Origin of the sequence: Kitasatospora sp. NPDC051984 (genome assembly GCF_044593455.1) — a bacterium.
Taxonomy (GTDB): domain Bacteria; phylum Actinomycetota; class Actinomycetes; order Streptomycetales; family Streptomycetaceae; genus Kitasatospora.
In genome coordinates, this window is sequence record NZ_JBIUCB010000025.1 from 60,385 (window position 1) to 80,490 (window position 20,106).

Annotated in this window: 19 protein-coding genes and 1 pseudogene; 19 read left to right on the plus strand and 1 reads right to left on the minus strand. The window is 70.9% G+C overall.

Going from position 1 to position 20,106, the window contains the following annotated elements; genetic code table 11:
* The first annotated feature begins 221 nt into the window (after window positions 1–221).
* From proS to ACIHEI_RS31785, 18 genes are all read left to right on the plus strand, one after another.
* Complete coding sequence (proS, locus tag ACIHEI_RS31700; RefSeq protein WP_396609128.1) at window positions 222–1,634, plus strand: proline--tRNA ligase; 1,413 nt, start codon at window positions 222–224, stop codon at window positions 1,632–1,634.
* A 422-nt stretch (window positions 1,635–2,056) separates the two neighbouring features.
* Window positions 2,057–2,635 carry a hypothetical protein gene (locus tag ACIHEI_RS31705; RefSeq protein ID WP_043916169.1) on the plus strand — a complete coding sequence of 193 codons (579 nt, stop codon included), beginning with the start codon at window positions 2,057–2,059 and terminating at the stop codon, window positions 2,633–2,635.
* 426 nt (window positions 2,636–3,061) lie between these two features.
* Window positions 3,062–3,490 (plus strand): 30S ribosomal protein S16, encoded by a 429-nt coding sequence (rpsP, locus tag ACIHEI_RS31710; protein WP_043916170.1) that lies wholly within the window; start codon window positions 3,062–3,064, stop codon window positions 3,488–3,490.
* 2 nt (window positions 3,491–3,492) lie between these two features.
* Window positions 3,493–3,732, plus strand: coding sequence for an RNA-binding protein (locus ACIHEI_RS31715; protein ID WP_043916171.1), 240 nt, complete (start codon window positions 3,493–3,495; stop codon window positions 3,730–3,732).
* Between the two features lie 238 nt (window positions 3,733–3,970).
* Window positions 3,971–4,645: a ribosome maturation factor RimM gene (gene rimM, locus ACIHEI_RS31720; RefSeq protein ID WP_396609129.1), complete on the plus strand. Its 675-nt coding sequence runs from the start codon at window positions 3,971–3,973 to the stop codon at window positions 4,643–4,645.
* A gap of 5 nt (window positions 4,646–4,650) precedes the next feature.
* Window positions 4,651–5,469 (plus strand): tRNA (guanosine(37)-N1)-methyltransferase TrmD, encoded by an 819-nt coding sequence (trmD, locus tag ACIHEI_RS31725; protein WP_380488282.1) that lies wholly within the window; start codon window positions 4,651–4,653, stop codon window positions 5,467–5,469.
* A 155-nt stretch (window positions 5,470–5,624) separates the two neighbouring features.
* A complete protein-coding gene (rplS, locus tag ACIHEI_RS31730; protein ID WP_030458810.1) occupies window positions 5,625–5,975 on the plus strand; it encodes a 50S ribosomal protein L19 in 351 nt (116 codons plus the stop codon).
* A gap of 176 nt (window positions 5,976–6,151) precedes the next feature.
* Window positions 6,152–6,928, plus strand: coding sequence for a signal peptidase I (gene lepB / locus ACIHEI_RS31735; protein WP_396609130.1), 777 nt, complete (start codon window positions 6,152–6,154; stop codon window positions 6,926–6,928).
* A 268-nt stretch (window positions 6,929–7,196) separates the two neighbouring features.
* Entirely contained in the window at window positions 7,197–7,961 is a 765-nt protein-coding gene (gene lepB / locus ACIHEI_RS31740) for a signal peptidase I (protein ID WP_396609131.1), read from the plus strand.
* 205 nt (window positions 7,962–8,166) lie between these two features.
* On the plus strand, window positions 8,167–9,090 hold the full coding sequence (gene lepB / locus ACIHEI_RS31745; protein ID WP_396609132.1) for a signal peptidase I: 924 nt from the start codon (window positions 8,167–8,169) through the stop codon (window positions 9,088–9,090).
* A 167-nt stretch (window positions 9,091–9,257) separates the two neighbouring features.
* Window positions 9,258–10,007, plus strand: coding sequence for a signal peptidase I (gene lepB / locus ACIHEI_RS31750; RefSeq protein ID WP_396609133.1), 750 nt, complete (start codon window positions 9,258–9,260; stop codon window positions 10,005–10,007).
* Window positions 10,008–10,077: 70 nt separating this feature from the next.
* Window positions 10,078–10,551, plus strand: a complete 474-nt coding sequence (locus ACIHEI_RS31755; protein WP_396609134.1) for an NUDIX hydrolase — start codon at window positions 10,078–10,080, stop codon at window positions 10,549–10,551.
* A gap of 56 nt (window positions 10,552–10,607) precedes the next feature.
* Entirely contained in the window at window positions 10,608–10,934 is a 327-nt protein-coding gene (locus ACIHEI_RS31760) for a DUF2469 domain-containing protein (protein WP_030458804.1), read from the plus strand.
* Between the two features lie 289 nt (window positions 10,935–11,223).
* Entirely contained in the window at window positions 11,224–11,694 is a 471-nt protein-coding gene (locus tag ACIHEI_RS31765) for a YraN family protein (protein WP_387649382.1), read from the plus strand.
* Between the two features lies 1 nt (window position 11,695).
* A complete protein-coding gene (locus tag ACIHEI_RS31770; RefSeq protein WP_396609135.1) occupies window positions 11,696–13,348 on the plus strand; it encodes a YifB family Mg chelatase-like AAA ATPase in 1,653 nt (550 codons plus the stop codon).
* A 609-nt stretch (window positions 13,349–13,957) separates the two neighbouring features.
* Window positions 13,958–15,109: a DNA-processing protein DprA gene (dprA, locus tag ACIHEI_RS31775; RefSeq protein ID WP_396609146.1), complete on the plus strand. Its 1,152-nt coding sequence runs from the start codon at window positions 13,958–13,960 to the stop codon at window positions 15,107–15,109.
* A gap of 1,327 nt (window positions 15,110–16,436) precedes the next feature.
* Window positions 16,437–17,306: an RNA polymerase sigma factor WhiG gene (gene whiG / locus ACIHEI_RS31780; RefSeq protein WP_396609136.1), complete on the plus strand. Its 870-nt coding sequence runs from the start codon at window positions 16,437–16,439 to the stop codon at window positions 17,304–17,306.
* Between the two features lie 98 nt (window positions 17,307–17,404).
* A complete protein-coding gene (locus tag ACIHEI_RS31785; RefSeq protein ID WP_392955344.1) occupies window positions 17,405–18,040 on the plus strand; it encodes a TetR/AcrR family transcriptional regulator in 636 nt (211 codons plus the stop codon).
* Window positions 18,041–18,160: 120 nt separating this feature from the next.
* On the opposite strand, the pseudogene ACIHEI_RS31790 reads toward ACIHEI_RS31785, so the two are convergent.
* Window positions 18,161–18,748, minus strand: a pseudogene (locus ACIHEI_RS31790) (peptidoglycan DD-metalloendopeptidase family protein); the annotation flags it as partial.
* A 441-nt stretch (window positions 18,749–19,189) separates the two neighbouring features.
* Here ACIHEI_RS31790 and rpsB point away from each other — a divergent pair.
* Window positions 19,190–20,050, plus strand: a complete 861-nt coding sequence (gene rpsB, locus ACIHEI_RS31795; RefSeq protein ID WP_387649330.1) for a 30S ribosomal protein S2 — start codon at window positions 19,190–19,192, stop codon at window positions 20,048–20,050.
* The last annotated feature ends 56 nt before the right edge of the window (window positions 20,051–20,106 follow it).

Sequence of the window (20,106 nt, forward strand, 5' to 3'; positions counted from 1 at the left end):
TCGGTCCTCGGAATCGGCTGCGTGTGCCGCAGCCCGGCACCCCCCGGCCCCTCCCAGCGAACAGCGGGTCGCCGCCGTCGTCCAGAGGGGTGCGAGCAGGACTCCGCGCGCCGCAGGTGTGCGCCCCGGGGTGTGCGCGGGCGCGCCCCCCGCCCCGTCCGAGGGCCGGGGCGGGGAAACGGATTCACGGTCCGGCCGCCGCTCCCCGTACCATTCGGCCCATGGCTAAGGCACCCGTTCTCACCCCCCAGGCGGAAGACTTCCCGCGCTGGTACCAGGACCTCATCAACAAGGCAGAGCTGGCCGACAACGGTCCGGTGCGGGGCACCATGGTCATCCGACCGTACGGCTACGGCCTGTGGGAGCGGATGCAGCAGGAGATGGACGCGCGGATCAAGAAGGCCGGCGCCCAGAACGCGTACTTCCCGATGTTCATCCCGCAGTCCTACCTGACCAAGGAAGCCGAGCACGTGGAGGGCTTCGCCCCCGAGCTCGCGGTGGTCACCCACGGCGGCGGCAAGGAGCTCGAGGAGCCGGTGGTCGTCCGGCCCACCTCCGAGACGATCATCAACGAGTACTTCTCCAAGTGGGTGCAGAGCCACCGCGACCTGCCGCTGCTGATCAACCAGTGGGCCAACGTGGTCCGTTGGGAGCTGCGCCCGCGCGTCTTCCTGCGCACCACCGAGTTCCTCTGGCAGGAGGGCCACACCGCCCACGCCACCTACGAGGACGCCCGTGACTACGCCTCGCGGATCCACACGGACGTCTACGGCGACTTCATGACCAACGTGCTCGGCATCGACGTGGTGCTCGGTCGCAAGACCGCCCGCGAGCGTTTCGCCGGCGCCATCAACACCCTCACGCTCGAAGGCATGATGCGTGACGGCAAGGCCCTGCAGATGGGCACCAGCCACGAGCTGGGCCAGAACTTCGCCAAGGCCTTCAACACCACCTACCAGCTCCAGGGCGCCGAGCGCGAGTTCGTCTGGCAGACCTCCTGGGGCGTCTCGACCCGCATGGTCGGTGGCCTGATCATGTCCCACGGCGACGACAACGGTCTGCGGGTTCCGCCGCGGCTGGCCGCCGTCCAGGTCGTGGTGCTCGCCATCAAGGGCGAGGACGCGGTGCTGGCCAAGGTCCGCGAGATCGGCGCCCAGCTGGAGGCCGCCGGCGTCCGGGTGGTCGTCGACGACCGCACCGACACCCCGTTCGGCCGCCGCGCCGTCGACTGGGAGCTCAAGGGCGTGCCGCTGCGCATCGAGGTCGGCCCGCGCGACCTGGAGGCCGGCACCGCGATGCTGGCCCGCCGGATCGCCGGCGGCAAGGCCCCGGTCCAGGTCGACTCCCTGGCCGCGATCGTCCCCGGCATCCTGGAGGAGGACCAGGCGCAGCTGCTGCGCGAGTCCCGGGAGCGCCGTGAGGCCCGCACCGTGGACGTCAAGACCATCGACGAGGCCGTCGAGGCCGCCGCCACCGGCTGGGGCCGGATCTCCTGGGCCGACCTCGGCCCCGAGGGCGAGGCCAAGTTGGCCGAGCAGGGTGTGTCGGTGCGCTGCATCGTCGCTGCGGACGGCACCGTGCCGGCCACCGACGACCAGGAGGGCAACCTCGCCCTGGTGGCCCGCGCGTACTGATCCGACCGCCGACGGCGTCCCCGGGCTCCGGCCCGGGGGCCCTGTGCGGAGCGTGATCACCGGGATGAGCTGCGGCTGTCCGGGCCGGCCGTCGCCGAACCCGAACCCCGGTTCGTGTGTTGGTAGTTGAGACTACTCACCAGTCAACTCCCGGGAGTACCTGACAAGCGGTACGGTATACGGCCCGTGGCCCTGTCAATTTTCGGACAGGTCGCGGGCCGTCCGTCGTGGGGATGTTGGGCTCCGCGACGGGTGCCGAGAGCCCGGCGAAGGCGCCGGGTCCAAACGTGCAGGGGGTTGGTCTTGCGTCAGTTCGGAACCGCGCAATTCGCGTGCGGAAGTGCATTCCTGAGAGTTCGCTGGGAATTCCCGAACCACGGGGTCCAGCGGAACATCGGCTCTCTCCCCATCGTTGGTACAGCGTGAGCACGACACAGCCCCTCGTCCTTGCGGCCGAACTGGCCGCCGCCTGGAGCGACATCCAGGCCCACCACCGGGACCTGCCCGACCTGGCGTCTCCCGAGGCGCTGATCGGCGAGTCCTCGTCGGCCTGCGGCACCCGCCTCAACTTCGAGCGGCTGCTGCACGAGGCCGCGCACGGCCTGGCCGCCGCGCGGGAGATCCGCGACACCTCGCGGGCCGGGCGCTACCACAACCGCCGCTTCCTGCTGCTCGCCTCCGAGCTGGGCCTGGCCCACCCGGTCGAGCCGCACGCCAGCAGCGGCTTCTCCCAGGTCACGATGGGCCACGAGACCCGCGAACGCTACGCCGAGACCATCGAGCGTCTCGACCGCGCGCTCGGGGCGCACCAGCTCGCCGTCGCCGGCGAGGGCAACCACCGCGCCTTCCGCGGACCGGCCGCCCGGCACGGTTCCTCGGGCGGCGGCGTGCGGGTCAAGGCGGTGTGCGGCTGCGGTCGCAACGTCCGCGTCGTCCCGTCCGTGCTGGCGCAGGCCTCGATCGTCTGCGGCGCCTGCCAGCAGCCGTTCAAGATCGCTTGACAGCTGTTGAAGAACGCTTGATCCGGGCCGCGGGCGGGGTGTCCGCGGACCGGCCATGAGTCGGCCGACCCCTCCGGGGGCGGTCGACGCAACTTTTTCCGGCCCTGTTTGTTGTGGCGCTGTCGTGGTGCCGCCTGCCTTGTCGCTCGCCGGTCGCCGCTTGCCGCTTGTCGCTCGCCGCTTGTCGCTCGCCGCTCGCCGCGTGCCGGGGTCGGTCGGGCCGGTGGTGCCTGGAGGGCCTGCCGGGCCGTGCGGGGGCGCGGTCCGGGGGGTCTCGGCAATGTGGCAGAATGGACAGCTGAGTACTCGGCAGCCAGGCAGGACCCTCTCTCCTAACGGCTGGCGTGTCCCTTGAACGGCATCTCGCGCCGCAGCCCCACGCGGCGGAGCGCTGCTCACCCACGTCAAGACCAGGAGAATCCACCCGTGGCTGTCAAGATCAAGCTGAAGCGTCTGGGCAAGATCCGCTCCCCGCACTACCGCATCGTCGTCGCCGACTCGCGCACCAAGCGTGACGGCCGCGCCATCGAGGAGATCGGCATCTACCAGCCGACCTACAACCCCTCGAAGATCGAGGTCGACGGCGACCGCGCCCAGTACTGGCTGTCCGTCGGCGCCCAGCCGACCGAGCCGGTTCTCGCCATCCTCAAGCTGACCGGCGACTGGCAGAAGTTCAAGGGCCTGCCGGCTCCGGAGCCGCTGAAGGTTGCCGAGCCCAAGGTCGAGGACTTCTCGCACCTGTTCGCCAAGGCCGTCGCCGGCTTCGAGGACGCCACCACCGGTGTCGCCATCACCCCGAAGGCCAAGAAGTCGGACAAGGCTGACGAGGCCGAGGCCGCTTCCACCGAGGCCTGAGCATGATCGAGGAAGCCCTCGACCACCTGGTGAAGGGCATCGTCGAGCACCCGGACGAGGTGCAGGTCCGCTCGCGGAACCTGCGCCGCGGCCACACCATCGAGGTGCGGGTGCACCCTGACGACCTCGGCAAGGTGATCGGCCGGGGCGGCCGCACGGCACGCGCACTGCGCACCGTGGTCGGCGCCCTCGGCGGTCGCAACGTCCGGGTCGACCTGGTCGACGTGGACAGCATTCGCTGACCTCCTCGATCGACCGGCAACGTCAACCGACAGGTCGACCACCGGGTTTCCGGACCGGCCGGGACGCATCCGTCCCGGCCGGTCCTTCCCGTTTTCCGGCCCCTTCCGGGCGGCTCCGTTCGGGTAACCCCGGTCGGACAACTCCGTTCGGGTGGCCCGTTCCTCTCGGGGCCGTTCGCTTCATGTTCCGCACCACCTCGCTCGCCTCACCCAGGCTCATCTCAGGAGAACGATCACCGTGCAGCTCGTCGTCGGCAAGATCGGCCGCGCCCACGGCATCCGAGGGGACGTCAGCGTCGAGGTCCGCACCGACGAGCCGGAACTGCGGCTCGGACCCGGCGCGGTCCTCATGACCGACCCGGCAGGCATCGGACCGCTGACCGTCGAGTCCGGCAAGGTGCACAGCGGACGCCTGCTGCTGCGCTTCGCCGGCGTCAAGGACCGCACCGCCGCCGAGGCGCTGCGCGGCACCTTCCTGATCGCCGAGGTCGACCCGGACGAGACCCCCGAGGACCCCGACGAGTACTACGACCACCAGCTGATCGGCCTGGACGTCGTCCTCACCGACGGCACCCTGATCGGCGAACTCACCGAGGTGGTCCACCTCCCGTACCAGGACCTGCTCACCGTCCAGCGCCCCGACGGCACCGAGGTGCTCATCCCGTTCGTCGAACAGATCGTCCCCGTCATCGACCTGGACGAGCAGCGCGCCGTGATCACCCCGCCGCCCGGCCTGATCGACCCCGCCGACGCGGTGGTCGTCTCGTCCCGGGACGACGCGGACGCGGACGCGGACGACGACGCGGACGCGGAGGCCGGCGCTGAAGAGTCGGCCGACTCTGCCGATTCTGCCGACTCCGAGGGCTCCGAGAGCTCCGAGAGCTCCGACGGCTCGACCGGGGGTGCGGCGTGACCGACATGCGGATCGACGTCGTCACGATCTTCCCCGAGTACCTGGAGCCGCTGAACGTCTCGCTGGTCGGCAAGGCCCGGGCCCGCGGTCAGCTCGACGTGCACCTGCACGACCTGCGGCAGTGGACCACCGACATCCACCGCACCGTGGACGACACCCCCTATGGCGGTGGCCCCGGCATGGTGATGAAGCCCGAGCCCTGGGGCGCGGCGCTGGACGCCGTCCTCGCGGCCGGGCCCGAGGGCGAGGTGCCGACCCTGGTGGTGCCCACCCCCAGCGGCCGGCCGTTCACCCAGGAACTCGCGCAGGACCTGGCTGCCCGCAACTGGCTGGCCTTCGCGCCCGCCCGTTACGAGGGCATCGACCGCCGGGTCATCGAGGAAGCCGCGACCCGGATGCCCGTGGTCGAAGCCTCCATCGGCGACTACGTGCTGGCCGGCGGCGAGGTCGCCGTCCTGGTGATGGTCGAGGCGATCGCCCGGCTGCTGCCCGGCGTGCTCGGCAACGCCGAGTCGCACCGGGACGACTCCTTCGCCCCCGGCGCCATGGCCGACCTGCTGGAGGGCCCGGTGTACACCAAGCCCGCCGAGTGGCGCGGCCGCGAGGTGCCGGAGATCCTGCTCAGCGGCCACCACGGGAAGATCGCCCAGTGGCGGCGCGAGCAGGCGTTCGCCCGCACCCTTGCCAACCGGCCCGACCTGGTCGCCCGTTGGCAGCGCGACGCGTTCACCAAGAAGGAACGCGAAGCACTCAGCGTCCTCGGCCTGGCCTGGGACGACGCCGCAGGCCGATTTCGGTCTGCGGTAGAGCCTGTGGAAGAATAGGCGACTGCTGTCTGTCGCCGGGCTCCCCTCGTGGGGGCCAGTGGACCGGTGCCCCCGCCACGGGGGGTTCATCGCCAACCGAAGCGGCCCGCAGCACCACCCAGTTGAGACGATTTTCCGTGGGCGGCCCGTGGCGCCTGCGATGGAGAGCAACGATGAGCAACAAGCTCGCTGCTGTCGACGCGGCCTCGCTGCGCACCGACATCCCCGCCTTCCGCCCCGGCGACACCCTGAAGGTGCACGTCCGAGTCATCGAAGGCAACCGCTCGCGCGTCCAGGTCTTCCAGGGCGTTGTCATCCGTCGTCACGGCGCCGGCATCGGTGAGACCTTCACCGTTCGCAAGGTCAGCTTCAACGTCGGTGTCGAGCGCACCTTCCCGGTGCACACCCCGGTCGTCGAGAAGATCGAGGTCGTGACCCGCGGTGCGGTTCGCCGCGCCAAGCTGTACTACCTGCGTGACCTCCGCGGCAAGGCCGCGAAGATCAAGGAGAAGCGCGACGCGTGATCGCGCAGGCTCGACGGGGGAAGGCCCTCCGACCGGTTTAGACCGGGAGGATAGGCTCACCCCCGATGAGCACGCACGAGCCACCGACGGACCGCGACGGCAGTCCCGTACCCACGGGTGCGGACACGCCGGCGCGGTCCGTTGCCGTTTCCGGGCCCGTGATCGGCATCGGGGCCGTGACCGACGGTGGAACCGAGGGCGACGCTGCGGGTGGGCGCCGGGCCAGTGAACCGGACGCTGGAGACGACGCCGAGGACGACGCCGGACACGATGCCGAGGACGGTGCCGGGCGGCGGTGGTCGCGGGACTTGCTGTGGATCGGTGCGGTGTGCGTGGCCGCGCTGCTGCTGGTGAACGCCTTCGTGGCCCGGCCCTTCGCGGTGCCGTCCGGCTCCATGGAGGGGACCTTGCAACCGGGGGACCGGGTGCTGGTCAACCAACTCGCCTACGCCTTCGGCGAGCACCCGCAGCGTGGCGATGTGGTGGTCTTCGACGGCATCGGCTCCTTTCTGCCATACCAGGACGAACCGTCCGGGGTGAAGCGACTGCTGACCAGGGCCGGGCTGGCCCCGGCCGGCAACACGGTCTACGTGAAGCGAGTGATCGGTGTCGGCGGCGACCGGATCACCTGCTGCGGCTCCGACGGCCGTCTCCGGGTCAACGGGGTGCCGCTGGACGAGAGCGGCTATCTGCTCCCCGGCGACGCACCGTCGGCAGTGCCGTTCGACATCGTGGTTCCTTCCGGCAAGTTGTGGGTGATGGGTGACCACCGCAGCACGTCCCGCGACTCCCGGGACCACCTTGGCGAGCCCGGCGGCGGCACCGTTCCCGTGGACCGGGTGATCGGACGCGCCGACTGGCTGCTGTTCCCCCTCGGCCGGACGACCTCGCTCGACCGGCCGGCGGCATTCGCCGCGATAGAGGGGACCGGTGGCCATGGGGAGCAGAGGTAGACCCAGGGCCGCCATCGACGGAGCGGACGGTGCTGACCAGGCCGATGGCGCCGAGGCTGCCGACACGGCCGGGGGAGCGGGGGCTGGGGGAACCGAGGAGGCCGGGGGAGCCGAGGGAACTGGGGGAGCCGAGGAGGCCGAGGGGGCGGCCGACGGCGGTGGGGGCGGTGCCGGGGGCAGCCAGGCCGTGAGGGGCCGCGCCGAGCAGCGGCGGGCCGCAAAACGGGCTGGGCGTCGCGGACGGCGCTCCTTTCTGCGTGAACTGCCGGTGATCGTGCTGGTGGCGCTGGTCATTGCCATGGTGCTGAAGACCTTCCTGGTCCAGGTGTTCGTCATTCCCTCCGGTTCGATGGAGCCGACCCTGCAGGTCGGCGATCGGGTCGTGGTGGACAAGCTCACCCCGTGGTTCGGTTCGGAGCCGGAGCGCGGCGAGGTGGTGGTCTTCAAGGACCCCGGCGGCTGGCTGGAGAACGACCACAAGCCGGCTGCGGACGGATCCGTGCTGCACAAGGCCACGTCGGTGTTCTCCGCGGTGGGGCTCCTTCCTTCCGACGACGAGCGGGACTTGATCAAGCGGGTGATCGGTGTCGCGGGCGACACCGTGGAGTGCTGCGACGCCCAGGGCCGGCTGAGCGTGAACGGCACCCCGCTGGACGAGCCGTACATTGCGCCCGGCAACGTGCCCTCGCGGATCACCTTCAAAGTGACAGTCCCTCAGGGGCGGTTGTGGGTGATGGGGGACCATCGCGACCTGTCCGCGGACTCCCGCTACCACATGGGCAATCCGGGCGCCGGGACCGTCCCGGTGGCGAATGTGGTGGGTCGTGCGTTCGTGGTCGCGTGGCCGCTCTCCCACTTCGGTCAACTGGGTGTTCCCAATTCACTCTCCGCTGTGCCGGTGCAAGTGGCAGGATCATCGGCCGTTGGACCGATTCCTGCGGAACCCCCGCTCGTTATGGGTGTGTTGGGCGTCCTCCCGGTCGTTGTCGGGCGGTGGAGAGTGCACCGGCGGGTCGGGCCAACGGCCGACTGACGGTTCGGTCGGCGCGTGGGAACACGGGCTGGCTGACCGGGAGTGATAGAGAAGTGCTGAAGTGCTCGGTTCCGGCCTGGTGTCGGGCGTGCCCGGGTAGGGCAAGCCAGAGGCGGGTTGTCGGTCGATCGCAGAGTGTGGTGCCCGCTGTGCGGCACTGGTGAGCGCGGACGCGCAGGCGTCCGCACAGCAGGGAGGAGATGTCGTGGGGGATCTGGTGATCGGTGCCCGCTCAGGTGCTCCGGAGCCCGACGGGGAGCCTTCGGGCAACTCCGATGGGCGACACGCGGAGGACGGTGACGCCCTGCGGGCGGCCGAGTCCGATGCGGCCGAGGAGAGCGATTCGGCGGCGCCGCCGGGGGCCAAGAAGGCTCCCACGCAGCGTTCCTTCTGGAAGGAACTGCCGATCCTGGTCGGCATCGCCCTGATCCTGGCCCTGGTGATCAAGACCTTCTTCGTCCAGGCGTTCTCGATTCCGTCGGGTTCGATGGAGAACACGCTCCAGGTCGGTGACCGCGTGCTGGTCGACAAGCTCACCCCGTGGTTCGGTTCGGAGCCGGAGCGCGGCGAGGTGGTGGTCTTCAAGGACCCGGGTGGCTGGCTGAACGACGAGCCCGCCCAGCGCAGCAGCAACTCCTTCGTGCGTGGCGTCCAGGACGTCTTCAGCTTCATCGGGCTGATGCCGTCCAGCGACGAGAAGGACCTGATCAAGCGTGTCATCGCGGTCGGCGGCGACACCGTCGAGTGCCAGGGCACCGGCCCGGTCAAGGTGAACGGCATCGCACTCGACGAGCCGTACATCTTCCCCGGCAACACCCCGTGCGGGGAGAAGCCGTTCGGTCCGGTGAAGGTGCCGGACGGCCGGATCTGGGTGATGGGTGACCACCGCGCCAACTCCCTGGACTCCCGGTTCCACATGGACCAGCCGGGCGGCGGCACCGTGCCGGTCGGGAACGTCGTCGGCCGCGCGTTCGTGGTGGCCTGGCCGATCGGTGACTGGGCGACGCTGCCCGTGCCCGACACCTTCGACCAGAAGGGTCTGGCCGCCGGCGGGCCGCTCGCGCCGCCGCTGGCCGGCGCGGCCCTGGTTGCCCCCGCCGTGTGGTGGGTGCGCAAGCGCCGTCGCTGACCGGTCGCAGACCGTCCGCGACTGACTCTTGCGCGGGCCGTGGTACTCGTGAGTAATCTGCTCGCACGTGCCACGGCCCGCAGTGCTGTCCAGCCCAGGACGGCGAGGCCCAGGCAGGTAGCGAGCGCTCGCCCGGAGCGCGTGAGCGCCAGGAGAGGGCGAAGCCGATGAGCAGCGTCGTGGAGCAGACACCGCCCACCGAGGCCCAACCGGCCCGCCGCCGGAACCCGGCGTCGATCGCACAGGGCGTGGTGATCGCAATCGGATTCGTGATGCTGGTCGGAGGCTTCGCGATGCTTGCCATCCAGTACCGGCCCTTCAAGATCCCCACCGGATCGATGAGCCCCACTCTGGAGGTCGGCGATACCGTCCTCGCGCACACCGCTGACGGGAAGTCGATCGGACGCGGCGACATCGTGGTCTTCCAGGACGCGGATTGGGGCAACGCCACCCTGGTCAAGCGGGTGGCCGCCGTCGGTGGCGACACCGTCTCCGGCGATCGCGAGGGGCGGATCACCGTCAACGGCCACCAGGTGGACGAGCCCTACTTGGCGAAGGCCACAGCGCCCGCCACCGCGTTCTCGGTGACGGTGCCCGAGGGGCGGCTGTTCCTGCTCGGTGACTTCCGGGGGAACTCGATGGACTCGCGCAGCCACCTGGATGTGGCCTTCGGCTCCGTTCCTGCCTCCGGAGTGAAGGCGAGGGTCGAGGCGGTGATCCTGCCGCTGTCCCGGGCAGGGTTGGAGGGGCGCACCGCAGCCTTCGACGAACTGGGCGCGCCGCGTGCTCACCAGGCGGGCGTGCTGGTGCCGGCCAGCTGGACGGCGGTCGGCGGGGCGGTCCTGATCGTGCTCGCCTCCGCGGCGGGCTGGGCGGTCTCTCTGAGCCGCAAGCTGCAGGGGCGGCGGAAGGCCTGAATCGGGGGCCGACGGCATCTCGGGGCCGGCCCGGAAACGGGCGCAGAATCTCAGGACGGAGCTGAACCAGGTGGCGGTCGAACGTCGCAGAGCCGTCCGCGTGCTGCTGCTGGACCCGGACGGGCGCGTCCTGCTGCTGCAGGGGACCGATCCGGCCGCGCCGGGCATCGACTGGTGGATCACCCCCGGTGGCGGCATCGAGCCGGGCGAGAGCCCGGCCGAGGCGGCCCGGCGTGAACTGGCCGAGGAGATCGGGCTGACCGAGGTGGAGTGGGGACCGCTGGTCGCGTACGGCACGGTGGAGTTCTCCTTCCAGGGCAGGGACTACGAACAGGAGCAGTGGTTCCACCTGGCCCACATCGGTCGGAGCGAGGTGGTACTGCGGCAGAGCGGGGCGGAGGAGCACGCGCTGCTGCTCTCCGTCCGCTGGTGGACGGTGGGGGAGTTGAGGACCACCGAGGAGACCGTCTACCCGCGCGGACTGGCCGCGCTGATGGAGCAGGTTCTGACTGAAGGGCCGCCAGAACCGCCAGTACGGCTCTGAGCACGGGCCCGGTGGTCCACAATGGGGTGGACGTGACGAGTGAGGGGACGCTTGGAATGAGTGCCGAAGACCTCGAGAAGTACGAGACCGAGATGGAGCTCAAGCTCTACCGGGAGTACCGGGATGTCGTCGGCCTGTTCAAGTACGTGATCGAGACCGAGCGGCGTTTCTATCTGACGAACGACTACGACCTCCAGGTGCATTCGGTGCAGGGCGAGGTGTTCTTCGAGGTGTCGATGGCGGATGCGTGGGTCTGGGACATGTACCGACCGGCCCGGTTCGTTCGAAAGGTCCGCGTGCTGACTTTCAAGGACGTGAATATCGAGGAGCTGGCCAAGAGCGATCTCGAGCTGCCCTCGGACGACTCCGCGTTCGGGAACTGACCGCTCTGCGGCTGAACGGCCGGCCCGGGAGTGCCCCGGGCCCGACAGCCCAGGGTGGGCGGGGAACGGCGCGGCCGACCGAGCCCTTCCACCGGAGCGGCCGCACCACGATGGCCTGCGGCGACGCCCGGGCCACCGAGACTGGTCGTTGAAATCGTCGGATGTCCAGCGCATTTTGGATTTGCCACTCGAACGAGTGAGCTAAGTTATCCACAGGCCCGAGTTATCCACAGGCTCGACGATTTCGCTGGCCCATCTCCCGGCTGTGACGGCAACCTTCCGGCCGGAGGTGATTGCCGTGCAGAATCCCAACAAGATTTCCACCAACGGCCTCGGACGCTACGGCGAGGAGGTCGCCGCCCGCCGGCTCACGGAGGGCGGGCTGTGCATCCTGGAGCGCAACTGGCGCTGCGCCGAGGGCGAGCTCGACATCGTCGCGCTGGACGGGGACACCCTCGCGGTGTGCGAGGTGAAGACCAGGTCCGAGCGGGGCTTCCAACAGCCGTCCGAAGCGATCGACCAGAGCAAGGCCGATCGGTTGCGCCACCTTGCCGAACGGTGGCTCGTCGAACGCTGGCCCGTGCACTTCTCCCGACTGGTGCTCGCTGCCGAGCGGGTCGACGGCGGCGAACCGACGGACGAAGCCTCGGTCGGCGGACCGGCGCCCCCACCGCCGGGCGGAGTCCGCATCGACCTGGTCGCCGTGGTCAACCCCCGCAAGGGCGCCGCCGCGGTCGAGCACCTGCGGGGGGCGGTGTGAGATGGCCTTCGCCCGCACCTGCTCGGTCGCCCTGGTCGGGGTGGACGGCGTCGTGGTCGAGGTCCAGGCCGACCTCGAACCCGGACTCGCAGCCTTCAGCCTGGTGGGCCTCGCCGATAAGGCCCTCCTCGAAGCCCGCGACCGGGTCCGCGCAGCCGTCTCCAACAGCGGCGAGAAATGGCCGCTGCGAAAACTCACCGTGGGCCTCACCCCGGCCTCCGTACCGAAGAGCGGCAGCGGGTACGACCTGGCAGTGGCCTGTGCCGTACTGGCGGCCGCCGAACGGCTCGACCCCGCATCGATCGACGGCCTGCTGATCATCGGCGAACTCGGACTGGACGGCCGGGTGCGCCCGGTGCGCGGCGTCCTGCCCGCAGTACTCGCTGCGGCGGACGCCGGCTACCGCCAGATCGTGGTCGCCGAACAGACCGCCGCCGAAGCCGAGTTGGTTCCAGGTGTCTCCGTCCTCGGCGTGCGAAGCCTGCGTCAACTCATCGCCATCCTCACCAACGCCCCCATCCCCGACGAACCACCCGATCCGTCCATCGGCCGTCCGGACTCCTCGTTCGCCGGACTGATGCTCCCCGGGCTCGGCGTCCGCGATTTCAGCTCGGACCAGGCCTGCCGACCCGACCTCGCCGACGTGGCCGGGCAGTCCGAAGCCAGGCAGGCCCTGGAGATCGCCGCAGCGGGCGGCCACCACCTGTACCTCAAAGGGCCGCCCGGAGCCGGCAAAACCATGCTGGCGGAACGGCTCCCCGCCCTGCTCCCACCACTCACCCAGGCCGAAGCCCTCGAAGTGACCGCGATCCATTCCGTGGCCGGCCTGCTCCCACCCGACCGTCCGCTTATCAACACCCCGCCGTACTGCGCACCGCACCACTCGACCACCATGCCCGCCATCGTGGGCGGCGGAACGGGACTGCCCAGACCCGGTGCCGTCTCCCTGGCCCACCGCGGCGTGCTCTTCCTCGACGAGGCACCCGAATTCCCGGTCCGGGTCCTCGACGCCCTTCGACAACCCCTGGAATCGGGGGAGGTGATGATCGCCAGAGCCGCGGGTTCGATGCGGCTACCCGCCCGATTCCTGCTCTGTCTGGCCGCCAACCCCTGTCCCTGCGGCCGCTATTCGTTGAGAGGAGAAGGCTGCGAATGCACACCCGTCATGGTCAACCGCTATCAGGCCAGACTGTCCGGGCCGCTGCTCGATCGAGTAGACCTCCAAGTACAGGTGGCCGGGGTCAGCAGAGCCGAGTTGCTGCAGCAGGGCGGAAAAGTCGAGAGCACAGCTACGGTCGCCGAACGCGTAAGGGAGGCCCGCGAGCGGGCCGCCGCTCGCCTCGCCGACACCCCGTGGCGGACGAACGCCGAAGTGCCTGGGCACGAACTGCGCACGCGCTGGCAACTCGCGCCCGGCTCGCTCATCGACGCCGAGCGTGACCTCGACCGGGGGTTGCTCACCGCACGAGGCCTCGACCGAATTCTCCGCGTCGCCTGGACGGTCGCCGACCTCGCCCACCGTCCCCGCCCCACCCGTACCGACGTCCAGACCGCGCTCACCCTCCGCACCGGAGTCCAGCGCGTCACCCGCCCGAACGACCGCAGATCCGACCCGTACTACGACGTGGATGCCGACCTGGGCGCCGAGTCCTGACCAGGCATCACTGTGCTGCGGCTGGCAAGTCCGCAGGCCGGCAGGCCCGCAGACCCGCAGCACAAGGCGCCACGCAGCGCACCAGACCGTGAAGCGGCCCGTGCGCCAACTCCCCCGCCGGACAAGCCATCGCAGGAGGACCTTCCCGTGACCGCAGCACTTCCCGCACCCCAGCAGCATGCCGACTCCGCCGCCCCACCGACGCTCACCTCGGTGCCCAACAGCCCGGCCCGCGACCGCGAGACCGTGGGCCCGCATGGCGGCCCGGCCCACGCCGGGCGAGCCCAGCGCGGCAGACGTCACATCGTTGGCGAGCCCACCTTGCCGGGTCCACCTGACAGCCCCTGTCCGCCCCATCCGCCCGACGACCGTACGGCGGGTGACGGCCACGACCGGTTGCGCCACCTGATCCGCGGAGCCGGCCCACCCGCCGTCCATCGAGCGGGCTCGGACACAGTCGATTCCCGGCTTGCGGTCCCGGACTGTGCGGTGACCACAGGCCATGCCGCACAAAGTGCCGCGACGAGTCGGCACTGTACGGCCGAACCGGGCGCCGCAGGCCACTCCGCACACCGGGTCATCCGTCCCGTCGGGTGGGCCGCAGCAGTGATCACGCCGGACCCGCCCGAGCCCGAGCGGGTCGCCAGAGCGGCGCTCACCCGGCTGATCGAACCGGGCGATGCGGCCATCGGCCGGGCGATTCAGCGCCTCGGTGTGGTCGGCCTGGTGCAGGGCTTCTACCGCGGCGCATCGCCGAGCCGACTTGGGCTCGGAGCGGACCGGATCACCGCCTACCAGGAGAGGCTGCGAAAGTTCAACCCGGCCACCGACCTTGAACGAATCGCCAAGCTCGGTGGGAAGTTCATCATTCCGGGCGACACGGAGTGGCCCTCTCAGCTGGACGACCTCGGCGACAGCCGCCCAGTCGGACTGTGGATCCGCGGCCGGCCGCGGACGCGGCTCCCCTCGTTGCGCCTGCTGGCGCTCAGGTCGGTCGCCATTGTCGGATCCCGGGCCTGCACCGCCTATGGGCGGCACATCGCCGGCCAGCTCGGCTCGGAACTGGCCGAGCGCGGCTGGGTGGTGGTCTCCGGAGCCGCGTACGGCGTCGACACGGCCGCCCATCAGGGTGCGCTGGCCGTCAACGGGATGACGATTGCGGTCCTGGCCAGTGGGGTCGACATCTGCTACCCGCGCGGGAACGAGTCACTGATCGAGCGGATCGGAGATGCCGGGTTGCTGGTGAGTGAATTGGCGCTCGGGATGAACCCGACCAGGTTCAGATTCGTGCTGCGCAACCGGGTGATAGCGGCGCTCACCAGAGGCACGGTCGTGGTCGAGGCGGCACCTCGCAGCGGCGCGCTCAGCACCGCACGTCGTGCGATGGATCTCAACAGGCACACGATGGGTGTTCCCGGCCAGGTGACGTCCGAACTCTCGGCGGGAGTCCACGCGTTGATCAGAAGCGGAGCCGCAACTCTGGTCACCAACGGTGCCGAAGTGGGCGAGCTGATCGGCTCCATCGGCAACGATCTGGCACCGGAGCGGGTCGGTCCGATCCTGCCGAGAGACGCGCTGGTGCCATCGGTGGCAAGGGTTCTGGAAGCGGTGCCGGCGAGTGCGGACGGCGCGCCGGTGCAGCGACTCGCCCAGTACGCCGCGCTCTCCCCGCAGGAGACCGTGCACCACCTGCACGAGCTGAGCTCGCTGGGCTTCGTCGAGAGGCACGGAGCGCACTGGAGGTTGGTACGACGCAAGTGATCGGATCTGCGCAATAGCGGACATGGAAGGTCGACCGAACGGAGCATCCCGTCAACAGGAAGGAACCCCAGGTGAGTTGAGAGCGACGCTGAGACGGGTGAGCCCGGGAGGGCGACAGCGGCGAGCGGGAGTGACGCAAAGATTCCGACGTGTTGAGGGAGGTCTGTGCTGGTCGGCGGCTCGGCGGAGGTGGGGTGCCCGGCAGCCGGCCGGGCCCCGACCCGCGACGCGCCGGTGGAGCCCGTTGCTGCCACCGGATCGGGCGACGCCCGAGTGGCGGTAGCACTGTGCAGCGACTTGGTCACGCTACGCTCCCTTATGGCGTCCCTATCAGCACATGACTCGGCAGAACGGCGCAGACCAACGCATGCCCACTCACATTCCCGGACACAGGGTGACCGGTGACGGTCGGTCCCCGGACGGGACCGGGGCCGAGACCCGCAACGCCGCGGAGCTGCGGGCCAGGCCCTCGGGAGTCGTGGGAATGGCGAGGCCGGGCAATCCCCCGACCGCGACCCCACAGTCCCAGGCCCGTCCCGCTTCGCCCTCGCCCCTTCCCCGTCCTCCCGTCCCGCTGGGGCCGTCGGACCGGCAGTCCCCAGCGCGCCCGTCCATCGAACGGCCCGGCCAGTTGCTGCCCTGCCCACAAGCAGTGCCGTCCAGTGTGGCCAAACCGAGGCCGCGCGGGGAGGAGACCACCAGCACCCCGCCGGGTGGGCTGGCGCCGGTCGGTGGGGGGAGTGCCGATCAGCCGGGCACCGATCAGCCGGGCGCCGATCAGCCGGGCGCCGACCAGCCGGGCGGCAGTCAGCTCGGCGAAGGCCAGGGCGACGATGGGCCGACGCCCGGGCGGGCTGCGGCCGAAGCGCAGGCGGCGGGTGCCTCCTTCGTCGACGCGTCGCCCGCGAACGCCAGGCCGGTGCGGGGCCAGTCCAGGCGCGGCGCGCGTTCGAAGGTGAAGCCGGGGGAGCTTCCCGCCCGGAGTTCGCAGGTTCGCCGACAGACGGGCGGGCCGGAGGCGGAACGTTCCTCGGATGCGGCAGCCGCCGAGTCGGCAACGGCGCCGGAGCCTGGGCAGGGCGAGTCGCAGCCTCAGCCCCAGCTTCTGGCCGAGCCGCCGCCGGTCGGTCTGCGGCCGGTCGCGCTGCCCGGGCCGGCCTCGGCGTCGACGTCCAGGCCTGCGCCCGTGTCCGCGACTCCCGTGTCCGAGACGCCGGCGACTGCGACGCCGGCGACTGCGGCACCCGCGTCCGCGGCACCCGCGTCCGCGGACGGCGAGGGCTTGGCGAATGCGGAGGCCGGGCCGGGCGCGCGTGTTGGCGCGGTGGTGCCTGCGCCGGCGGCGGCGCCCACGGTGGGTGGTGCCGGGCCCGAGGGTGCGGAGGCTGAGGGGAAGACAGCGGCGGCGAGTCGGGGTAGCACAAAGGGCGGGGCGGACCAGTCGGCGCTCCAGATGCTGTGGCGTTCGTACAAGGAGACGGGCGCCCAGGGGCTGCGCGACCAGCTGATCCTGCACTACTCGCCGCTGGTGAAGTACGTCGCGGGCCGGGTCGGGGTCGGACTGCCGGCCAATGTGGAGCAGGCGGACTTCGTGTCCTCGGGGGTCTTCGGGCTGATCGACGCCATCGAGAAGTTCGACATCGATCGGGCGATCAAGTTCGAGACCTACGCGATCAGCCGGATCCGCGGCGCGATCATCGACGAGCTGCGGGCGCTGGACTGGATCCCGCGGTCGGTGCGGCAGAAGGCGAAGGCGGTCGAGCGGGCCTACGCCACCTTGGAGGCCCGGCTGCGGCGGACGCCGCACGACCCCGAGGTGGCGGCGGAGATGGGCATCGCGCTGGACGAGCTGCACACCATCTTCAGTCAGCTGTCGCTGGCCAACGTGGTGGCGCTCGACGAACTGCTGCACTCGGCGGGCGAGAGCGGTGACCGGCTGACTCTGATGGAGACGCTGCCGGACCACGGTGCCGACAACCCGGTCGAGATCGCCGAGGACCGCGAGCTGCGCCGCCTGCTGGCCTCGGCGGTCAACACCCTGCCCGAACGAGAGAAGACGGTGGTGACGCTCTACTACTACGAGGGCCTGACGCTCGCCGAGATCGGCCAGGTGCTCGGGGTGACCGAGAGCCGGGTCAGCCAGATCCACACCAAGTCGGTGCTGCAACTGCGGGCGAAGATGTCCGACGCCCGCTGAGACGAGGATGCGAAGGCGGGGACGGCTCGCGAGGTCGGCGGATCGGCGGGTACGCGGTGTGCGCCCCCGTCGGCCGTTGGCGTCCGTAGAGTTGGTGCGTGCCGAAAATCCGGGCGGCCACGGTGGCCGAGCATCGACAGTTGCAGCAGGCAGCACTGTTGGACGCCGCGCGCGTCCTGTTGGCGGAGGGCGGCAGGGAGGCGCTGAGCTTCGGTGCCCTCGCCGCGCGGGCCGGCCTGGCCAGGTCCTCGGTGTACGAGTACTTCCGGTCCAAGTCGGAGCTGGTGGAAGCCCTGTGCGCGGTGGACCTCCCGCTGTGGGCCGCCGAGATCGAAGCCGGCATGGCGGCCTGCGACGGTCCGGCCGAGCGGATCGAGGCGTACGTCCGGGGGCAGGTCGCGCTGGCCACCGATCCGGTGCACCGCGCCCTGGTGGCTGTCGCCGAGTACGAACTCGACGACGCGGCGCGGGCGCGGATCAGGGCCGCGCACACCGGCCTGACCGCGCTGGTGGTGCGCACCTTGGAGGAACTCGGCCACACCGGACCGGCCGTCGCGGCTTCGCTGCTGCAGGGCGTGGTGGAGGCGGCGGTCCGCCAGATCGAGCGGGCCCGGGAGGCTGCCGAGGTGCCGGAGATCGCCGACGCCGCGGTGCGGTTCGCTCTGGACGGCCTCCGGTCCGGTGCCGCGGGAACCGCCGGGGTCGACGCGGACTCCGGTTCGGGCGCGGGCTGATCCGGCCTCGGGGGAGTCGAGCGGCAGCAAGCGGGCCCGGCCGGTGCCGAGCAGGGCGAGTGGATCGAGGTAGCGGGTGCCGCGGAGCAGGCCCCAGTGCAGGCAGTCGACGGGGCAGTGCCCGGAGTCGGCGGTCAGTTCGCCGATCGGTTCGCCCGCCGCGACCGCAGCGCCGACCGGGACGGACCCGGCCACCGGGAGGTAGGTGGTCCGCAGCGGGGGAGCGCCCGAGCCGGTGTGGGTGACCACCACGATCGGGCGGCCGGCCACCTGCCCGGAGAACGTCACCACGCCGGGCGCGGCCGCCCGCACCGCCGTACCGGCCGCGGCTGCCAGGTCGACGCCGCGATGCCCGGCCGCCCAGCGCACCGGAGGCGGATCGAACCGCCGCAGCAACCCGGACCGACCACCCACCGGCCACACCCTCCCCGGCCCCGGCCCGGCCGTCCCGAGCCGTACCGCCCCCGGCCCCGCCGCCGCGGAGAACCCCATCGGGACCACCGCCACCGGGCTCCCCGACCCGTTCCCACCGGTGATCGCGGACGCAAGACCCGCCATCACCAGCACCACACCGACGCGAACCGCCACCCGCCTGAACGAACCCCGCCCGCACCCCACGCCAACCTCCCTCAACGCGACGAAACCGGCACAGCGCCAGCACCCGGCGCAAACCACGACAAGCCCGCTCAGCAGGCGCGACCCCACCATGGAGGTCGGAGCGTCGGCGTCGCCCGCCGATTCCGGAGGCTGTGGACAAACCGGGGGCTGTGGACAACTGCCGTCCCCCACAGGGGTGAACGGTGGGCGTCGGGCCGCCCGTAGCGGTGCTGAACAGGGCGGCGGGACCGCACGGAGTCGCCCGCCGCTCGGGGCTTCCCGTACACTTCACACGCGACCCGGTCTGCCGGGTCGACTTCGCACGCCCCGCCACCGACGGCCCGCCCCTCCGGGGAACGGTCGAAAGGTGCGAGTGCCGCTCGGTCCGCCGAGCCTGCCGAGGCCGCAAGCCCCGAGTAGGCCAAGCGGCTTGGCACGTCGGGGCGTCAGGCGTGACGGTCGCCCGACCGGCACGGACAAACCGAGAGCCCCGGCACCCCGCAGAGCGCACCTGCCTCGCGGCGCGCCGGGAAACACAGAGGAGTACGGCACATGGCCGTCGTCACGATGCGGGAGCTGCTGGAGAGCGGCGTCCACTTCGGTCACCAGACCCGTCGTTGGAACCCGAAGATGAAGCGCTTCATCTTCACGGAGCGCAACGGCATCTACATCATCGACCTCCTGCAGTCGCTGAACTACATCGACCGCGCCTTCGAGTTCGTCAAGGAGACCGTTGCCCACGGCGGCAGCGTCCTCTTCGTCGGCACCAAGAAGCAGGCCCAGGAGGCCATCGCCGAGCAGGCGACCCGCGTGGGCATGCCGTACGTCAACCAGCGCTGGCTGGGTGGCATGCTGACCAACTTCTCGACCGTCTACAAGCGTCTGCAGCGCCTCAAGGAGCTCGGCGAGATCGACTTCACGGATGTGGCCGGCTCTGGCCTCACCAAGAAGGAGCTCCTGGTCCTCCAGCGCGAGTACGACAAGCTGGAGAAGACCCTCGGCGGTATCCGCGACATGCAGCGCGTTCCCAGCGCTGTCTGGATCGTGGACACCAAGAAGGAGCACATCGCGGTCGGCGAGGCCCGGAAGCTCAACATCCCGGTCGTCGCCATCCTCGACACCAACTGTGACCCGGACGAGGTCGACTACAAGATCCCGGGCAACGACGACGCGATCCGCTCCGTCACCCTGCTGACCCGCGTGATCGCCGACGCCGTCGCCGAGGGCCTGAAGTCCCGCGCCGGTGTCGCCAAGGGCGACGCGAAGGCCGAGCCGGGCGCCGACCAGCCGCTGGCCGCCTGGGAGAAGGAGATCCTCGAGGGCGAGAAGGCCGCCGAGGCCCCCGCCGCCGAGGCTGCTGCCGAGGCCCCGGCCGAGGCTGAGGCTCCGGCCGCCGAGGCCGAGCAGGCCTGACGTACCACCAGGGTGAGGGGCACCGGCCGGGCTGAGCCGGTGGGTGCCCCTCTCTC

Excerpts from the sequence above, each read along its gene's own strand:
- trmD (WP_380488282.1), top strand. The coding sequence starts at position 4,651 with ATGCGGATCGACGTCGTCACGATCTTCCCCGAGTACCTGGAGCCGCTG.
- ACIHEI_RS31715 (WP_043916171.1), top strand. The coding sequence starts at position 3,493 with ATGATCGAGGAAGCCCTCGACCACCTGGTGAAGGGCATCGTCGAGCAC.
- ACIHEI_RS31770 (WP_396609135.1), top strand. The coding sequence starts at position 11,696 with ATGGCCTTCGCCCGCACCTGCTCGGTCGCCCTGGTCGGGGTGGACGGC.
- proS (WP_396609128.1), top strand. The coding sequence starts at position 222 with ATGGCTAAGGCACCCGTTCTCACCCCCCAGGCGGAAGACTTCCCGCGC.
- rpsB (WP_387649330.1), top strand. The coding sequence starts at position 19,190 with ATGGCCGTCGTCACGATGCGGGAGCTGCTGGAGAGCGGCGTCCACTTC.
- rplS (WP_030458810.1), top strand. The coding sequence starts at position 5,625 with ATGAGCAACAAGCTCGCTGCTGTCGACGCGGCCTCGCTGCGCACCGAC.
- ACIHEI_RS31760 (WP_030458804.1), top strand. The coding sequence starts at position 10,608 with ATGAGTGCCGAAGACCTCGAGAAGTACGAGACCGAGATGGAGCTCAAG.
- lepB (WP_396609133.1), top strand. The coding sequence starts at position 9,258 with ATGAGCAGCGTCGTGGAGCAGACACCGCCCACCGAGGCCCAACCGGCC.